The sequence below is a fragment of the Frankia sp. CcWB2 genome (assembly GCF_977927585.1).
The window spans coordinates 60528-66928 of record NZ_CDWRCM010000001.1 but is presented as its reverse complement, the minus strand read 5'-3'; the positions used below and the strand labels follow the sequence as shown (position 1 = coordinate 66928).

Sequence of the window (6401 nt, the reverse complement as noted above, 5' to 3'; positions counted from 1 at the left end):
TCAGTGTCTCGCTACGGTTGTCAGGAACGGCGGCGGGGGGTGCCCCACCGGTGAGACGATGGCCGCGGGACGTGGAGGCCGACCCCCGGGCGTCCTGCGTAGCGGATGTGCGGCCGACAACGGGCACGCGAAAGCCTCGCCACGGCATGTGCGCGCGGCGACACGAGTGTCCGCTGAGAACAACGGATCGGTGTATGGGCAAGGGTCTCGCTCAGGGTCCTCGGTGTGGCAGCCGTACAGCCGTGCCACACTCCGGCACGACCAGCGCGCCTCCGCATCGTCCCGGACCGACCGCGAGTACCGCTCCGGACCACGTAACCGGAACCGCCTCACGGTGCATACCAGCCCCCGAACAGGGCCGACCGTCACCAACGGCACGGTGTCGGCGAGGTCGATACAACGAGAAGGGCAGCGCAAACTAGCAGTGTAGCCGAAGGGCACACCGCTGGCAAGGATCTGCGTGATGGGACCACGCAGGGAGGACGTAGCGCACCGCATCTGCTCCCGACGAGGGTTCGCAAACTTGATGGAACTCCGATCCACAGAGGCCGTCAACCCCCTTCGGAAAACGTCACGAACGGACCCGACCTGCCCATCTGTGCATCGGGCCGCCTGCGGTGGACCTTCCGGGCCTTCCAGACAGCACGTGCCGGGGCACCGCAGAGAGGTGCCCCGGCACGGGGGTGTCCGCCACGGCCACGCCGAGCGGCCGCAAGAGACGCCCCGCCCGGCGACGGACATCGCCGGGCGGGGCGTCCCAGGGCAGCGAGGTGCTGCCGGTACTGCTCGGACTGCCGGTACTACTTGACGGTGACCGTGGCGCCGGCGCCCTCGAGGGCCGCCTTCGCCTTGTCCGCCGCCTCCTTGGCGACCTTCTCCAGGACCGGCTTCGGAGCCCCGTCGACGAGGTCCTTGGCCTCCTTCAGCCCGAGGCTGGTCAGCGCACGGACCTCCTTGATGACCTGGATCTTCTTGTCACCGACGGATTCAAGGATGACGTCGAACTCGTCCTGCTCCTCGGCGGCCGGCGCCTCGCCGCCCGCACCATCGGCGGCCGGGGCTGCGGCCACGGCGACCGGAGCCGCGGCGGTGACGCCGAAGGTCTCCTCGAACTGCTTCACGAACTCCGAGAGCTCCAGCAGGGTCAGTTCCTTGAAGGCGTCCAGCAGCTCTTCGGTCGACAGCTTCGCCATGGTGGCGGTTCCTTCCTTGTCATGCCTGATTCGGGGTGGCCTGCTCGTGACTGCGAGCGACCTGATTGTGACCTCGGGGCGGCACCATGGTGGCGCCGTTCGGCTATTCGGCGGCAGCCTCGGCGGCCGGCTGCTCGGCGGCGCCGACGGACTGGCCTTCGCGCTGCTCGCGCAGCGCCTCCGCAAGCCGGGCCACCTGGGACAGCGGAGCGGCGAAGAGCCCGACGGCCCCGGCCAGCGTGCCCTTCATCGCCCCGGCCAGCTTCGCCAGCAGGACCTCGCGGGACTCGAGATCCGCAAGCTTGCGAATCTCGTCGGCGGTCATCGGCTTGCCCTCGACGAAGCCGCCCTTGAGCACCAATGCCGGGTTCGCCCGAGCGAAGTCGCGCAGGCCCTTGGCCGCCTCGACCGGGTCGCCGCTGACGAAAGCGACAGCGGTCGGCCCGACGAACAGGTCGTCGAGTCCGGTGACCCCGGCCTGCTCCGCCGCAATCTTGGTCAGAGTGTTCTTGACCACGGAGTAGCGCGTGCCCTCGCCGAGGGCACGCCGCAGCTCGGTGAGCTGGCTCACCGTCAAACCGCGGTACTCCGTGAGCACCGCGGCGGTCGAGCCACGGAGCTCCTCGACGATCTCCGCCACCGCGGCGGTCTTCTCAGCTTTCGCCATGGGGCTCCTTCGGGGTGTCGGCTGGTCATCCGGAAACGCCCCCGGAACATGACGAACGCCCCGGCGCAGGCGCACGGGGCGTGAAGGGCGGCGGTGGCGCTACCGGGTGCGTCACCCGGTAGCGTGCATCCGCCACGGAGCTTCCCGTCCGTCACCTGCGCGGGCCGCCCGGAGAACCCGGGGCCTTCGGCCGTCGGTCGAACCGGACGAGGAGTGACCCTCGACGGGAACGGAGACGGCAACCAGCGGTCTTCGGTGTGGAACTGGATATCAGTGTACGCGATTGTTGTCCGCGGCTGTTCGTCGCTGTTCGCCCGCCCGGCGGCCGCACGCATGGCTTCGCGCGGCGGTGCCTCCGGACGGGCCGGATCAGGCGGCGGCACCCTCGTCGAGCAGGTTGCGGGTGCGGTTCGGGTCGACCGGGATACCCGGGCCCATGGTGGTCGTGAAGGTGACCTTCTTCAGGTACCGGCCCTTGGCCGCGGACGGCTTCACCCGGACGATCTCATCCAGGGCAACCGTGTAGTTCTCGATCAGCTGGGTGTCAGTGAAGTTCGTCTTCCCGATGACGATATGCAGGTTACCCTGCTTGTCTACCCGAAAGTTGATCTTTCCACCCTTGATGTCGGAGACGGCCTTGCCGATGTCCAGCGTCACGGTGCCGGTCTTCGGGTTCGGCATCAGGCCGCGGGGGCCCAGGACCCGAGCGATCCGACCGACCTTCGCCATCTGGTCGGGCGTCGCGACGGTCGCGTCAAACTCCAGGAAGCCCTCCTGGATCCGGGCGACCAGGTCGTCGCTACCGACGATGTCGGCCCCGGCCGCGCTCGCCTCAGCGGCCTTCTCCCCGGCGGCGAAGACGGCGACGCGGGGGGACTTCCCGGTGCCGTGCGGCAGGTTGACCGTGCCACGGACCATCTGGTCGGCCTTACGAGGATCGACCCCGAGCCGGATCGCAACCTCGACCGTCGCGTCATACTTCGTCGTCGAGGTCTGCTGCGCGAGGCGGACCGCCTCCAGCGGGCTGTAGAGGTTCTCCAAGTTGATCTTCTCGGCCGCGGCGCGGTAGGCCTTGCTGCGCTTCATACTGTCTGTCTCCTCGTGGTGATGGCGGACGGCCGTCGAAGGGGCGCGGCGACGTGGACACGTCCTGTCCACCCGGCACCTGCGCCCGGCCGCCCTCCCACTGGTCGGTCCGGCGGTGGGGGAAACTCGAGGGCGTACTACTCGCCGACCGTGATACCCATGGATCGGGCGGTACCAGCGATGATCTTCTCGGCGGCCTCGATCGAGGTGGCGTTGAGGTCCGGGAGCTTGGTCTGGGCGATCTCGCGGATCTGCGCCGCGGTGAGCTTGGCAACCTTGTCCCGGTGCGGGGTGCCACTGCCCTTCTCCACGCCCGCGGCCTTGAGGATGAGCCGCGCGGCCGGCGGGGTCTTCGTGACGAAGGTGAAGGACCGGTCGTCGTAGACGGTGATCTCGACCGGCACGACGTTGCCGGCCTGCGACTCGGTCGCCGCGTTGTACTGCTTGCAGAACTCCATGATGTTCACGCCATGCTGACCCAGCGCGGGGCCGACCGGCGGCGCCGGGGTGGCCTTGCCGGCGTTGATCTGGAGCTTGATGATCGCGGTGATTTTCTTCTTCTTGGGAGGCATGTGCTCGTCTTCCTACCGGGGTTCTACGGAGCGGATCAGATCTTCGCGACCTGATTGAACTGCAGCTCGACGGGCGTCTCCCGACCGAAGATCGAGACCAGCACCTTCAGCCGCTGGGCGTCGAGGTTGATCTCGCTGATGGTCGCCGGGAGCGTGGCGAAGGGGCCGTCCATGACGGTGACGGACTCGCCGACCTCGAACTCCTGCACCCGGACGGTCTCGACCTTCTTCTCCTTCGGCGCAGCCGGGGCGAGGATCGAGAGGACCTCCTCCCGGCGCAGCGGGGAGGGCCGGTTGGTGAGCCCGACGAACCCGGTCACACCCGGGGTGTTGCGGACCGCCGACCACGACTGATCGGTCAGATCCATCCGGACGTAGATGTAACCTGGGTACTTCTTCTGCTGGACAAGCTGCCGCTTGCCGTTCTTGACCACCGGGACCTCCTCGGTGGGCACCTCGATCTGGAAGATGTAGTCCTCCATGTTGAGGCTGGAGATCCGGGTCTCGAGATTGGTCTTGACCTTGTTCTCGTACCCCGCGTAGGAGTGCACGACGTACCACTCGCCGGGCGCGTCCTCGATCGCCCGCCGCAGGTCATCGGCGTCGTCGGCATCGTCGTCCGTCAGGGCCGGCGGCACCGTCCCGACCGCCGGGGAGGCCGGGAAAGCACCCTCGGGATCGGTCTCGGGATCGGTCTCGGCGGCGGCGTAGACGCCGCCGAGACCGGCGCCAGCGTCCGTGCTCGCCACCTCGTCGTGCTCGAACGCCGCGAGGGGATCGAGACGGGCGAGGGCCTCCCCCTGCTCGGAAGAGGCGTGCTCGGGCGACTGGGACACGCGGACGATCCTTACTCTCGTGAACACTTCTGCTGCTGTGGACCCGCGGAGCGGCGCTGCGCGGGCGTGGGGCCGGACGGGCAGCCCGCTCGCCGACGGGCAGCTCCAGCGACCACCGCCTGCCTCGGCCCCGGCCTGTCCGGCCGGTGGGGCCCGTCAGCCGAAGACCGCGAGAACCGCCTTCGTGAGGCCGAAGTCGAGGATAGCCACGAAGGCCGTCATCACGCTGACGAAGACGAGCACGACCAGCACATAGGTGATCAGCTCACTCCGCCCGGGGTAGACGACCTTCCGTAGCTCCGCCATGACCTCGCGGATGAACACAAGTGGCCGATACCGACGTCGACCCGCGGCACGCGTAGCCCGCTTGGGGCGCGGTGCCGCGTCACGGGTATCGGTCGCCACTCAACTCCACCCACTCCGTCATCGGACCAGCGTCATCGGACCAGTCAGGTCATCGGACCAGCCAGCTGTCGAACAGCGCAGGGGCGACAGGACTCGAACCTGCAACCGCCGGTTTTGGAGACCGGTGCTCTACCAATTGAGCCACGCCCCTAGACACACACCCGGATCCTTGCGACCGCTACGCCACCATACCCCGGCTATGCGCTACGTAGCACATAGCCCAGACGTAGTGCATAGCTCAGCCGCACGGTGATGTACCGGAATGGGTACCCGAGCGGATCGAGCATACCCCTTTGCCGCCTGGACTCCGCGTACGGCGACTCCGCGTACGGCGATCGCGTCGAGGGGCAGCGGGGGCCCGAGGCGGCAGCGGGGGGCAGCGGGGGCTGGCAGCCTGTCACGGAGGTTCGAACGGATGCGGCCGGACGGGCCGACCGTTGCCGGAGGGTCCGGACGGATCCCGCGGTACGTCCGACGTGCATCCGACACACATGTGACAGCCGTGGCAGCATGGCGGCCATGAGCAGGATCTCGCACCGCATCGGGGGAATCGCACCCTCCGCAACGCTCGCCGTCGACGCCACCGCCAAGGCGATGCGCGCCGCGGGCCGCGACGTGATCGGGTTCGGCGCCGGGGAACCGGACTTCCCGACCCCGGACCACATCGTCGCCGCCGCCGAGAAGGCATGCCGCGAGCCCCGCATGCACCGCTACAGCCCGGCCGCGGGCCTGCCGGAGCTGAAGCAGGCCATCGCCGAGAAGACCGCCCGAGACTCGGGGGTGATCGTCTCACCGAGCCAGGTCCTGGTGACCAACGGCGGCAAGCAGGCTGTCTACGCGGCGTTCGCGACGCTGCTCGACCCGGGGGACGAGGTGCTCCTGCCCGCCCCATACTGGACGACCTACCCGGAGTCGATCCGGCTGGCCGGGGGTGTCCCGGTCGACGTCGTCACCGGTCCGGAAGCCGGGTACCGGGTGACGGTGGAACAACTGGAGGCGGCACGCACCCCGCGGACCAAGGTTCTGCTGTTCAACTCCCCGTCGAACCCGACCGGCGCCGTCCACACCCCCGAGGAGATCCGCGCGATCGGGCGGTGGGCCGAGCAGGCCGGGATCTGGGTCATCAGCGACGAGATCTACGAGCATCTGGTCTACGGCGAGACGAGGTTCGCCTCCGTCCTCGCCGAGGTACCCGAGCTCGCGGAACGCTGCATCATCGTCAACGGGGTCGCGAAGACCTACGCGATGACGGGATGGCGGGTCGGGTGGCTGATCGGGCCGGCGGACGCCGTGGCCGCCGCGACCAACCTCCAGTCCCACGCGACATCGAACGTCTCGAACGTCGCCCAGGCCGCCGCGCTCGCCGCGGTCGCCGGCCCGCTGGACGCGGTCGCCAAGATGCGTACCGCCTTCGACCGCCGCCGGCAGACGATGCACCGTCTGCTGTCGCAGACGCCCGGGATCCGCTGCCCACTGCCCGACGGGGCGTTCTACTGCTATCCGTCGGTGCAGGACGTGCTCGGACGCACCCTGCGCGGCCGTACCCCCACCACGTCCGCGGATCTGTGCCAGCTGATCCTTGAGGAGGCCGGGGTCGCGATCGTGCCGGGTGAGGCCTTCGGGACTCCCGGCTTCGCTCGAC

Annotated in this window: 7 protein-coding genes and 1 tRNA gene; 1 reads left to right on the top strand and 7 read right to left on the bottom strand. The window is 68.9% G+C overall.

Features of this window, described 5'->3' with window-relative positions; genetic code table 11:
- Nucleotides 1-800: 800 nt before the first annotated feature.
- The 7 genes from rplL to ACY45C_RS00335 all read right to left on the bottom strand — a co-directional run bounded on the left by rplL (nt 801) and on the right by ACY45C_RS00335 (nt 4910).
- Complete coding sequence (gene rplL / locus ACY45C_RS00365) at nt 801-1193, bottom strand: 50S ribosomal protein L7/L12 (protein WP_462185681.1); 393 nt, start codon at nt 1191-1193, stop codon at nt 801-803.
- A gap of 103 nt (nt 1194-1296) precedes the next feature.
- Nucleotides 1297-1860 (bottom strand): 50S ribosomal protein L10, encoded by a 564-nt coding sequence (gene rplJ, locus ACY45C_RS00360; protein ID WP_462185680.1) that lies wholly within the window; start codon nt 1858-1860, stop codon nt 1297-1299.
- A gap of 369 nt (nt 1861-2229) precedes the next feature.
- A complete protein-coding gene (rplA, locus tag ACY45C_RS00355; RefSeq protein ID WP_462185679.1) occupies nt 2230-2946 on the bottom strand; it encodes a 50S ribosomal protein L1 in 717 nt (238 codons plus the stop codon).
- Between the two features lie 137 nt (nt 2947-3083).
- Nucleotides 3084-3518 carry a 50S ribosomal protein L11 gene (gene rplK / locus ACY45C_RS00350; protein ID WP_462185678.1) on the bottom strand — a complete coding sequence of 145 codons (435 nt, stop codon included), beginning with the start codon at nt 3516-3518 and terminating at the stop codon, nt 3084-3086.
- Nucleotides 3519-3553: 35 nt separating this feature from the next.
- Nucleotides 3554-4354, bottom strand: coding sequence for a transcription termination/antitermination protein NusG (gene nusG, locus ACY45C_RS00345; protein ID WP_462185677.1), 801 nt, complete (start codon nt 4352-4354; stop codon nt 3554-3556).
- A gap of 156 nt (nt 4355-4510) precedes the next feature.
- A complete protein-coding gene (secE, locus tag ACY45C_RS00340) occupies nt 4511-4759 on the bottom strand; it encodes a preprotein translocase subunit SecE (protein WP_462185676.1) in 249 nt (82 codons plus the stop codon).
- 78 nt (nt 4760-4837) lie between these two features.
- Nucleotides 4838-4910, bottom strand: a tRNA-Trp gene (locus ACY45C_RS00335).
- Nucleotides 4911-5269: 359 nt separating this feature from the next.
- Between ACY45C_RS00335 and ACY45C_RS00330 the strand changes: the two genes are divergently transcribed.
- The coding region (locus ACY45C_RS00330; protein WP_462185675.1) for a pyridoxal phosphate-dependent aminotransferase at nt 5270-6401 on the top strand (1132 nt) is incomplete at its 3' end.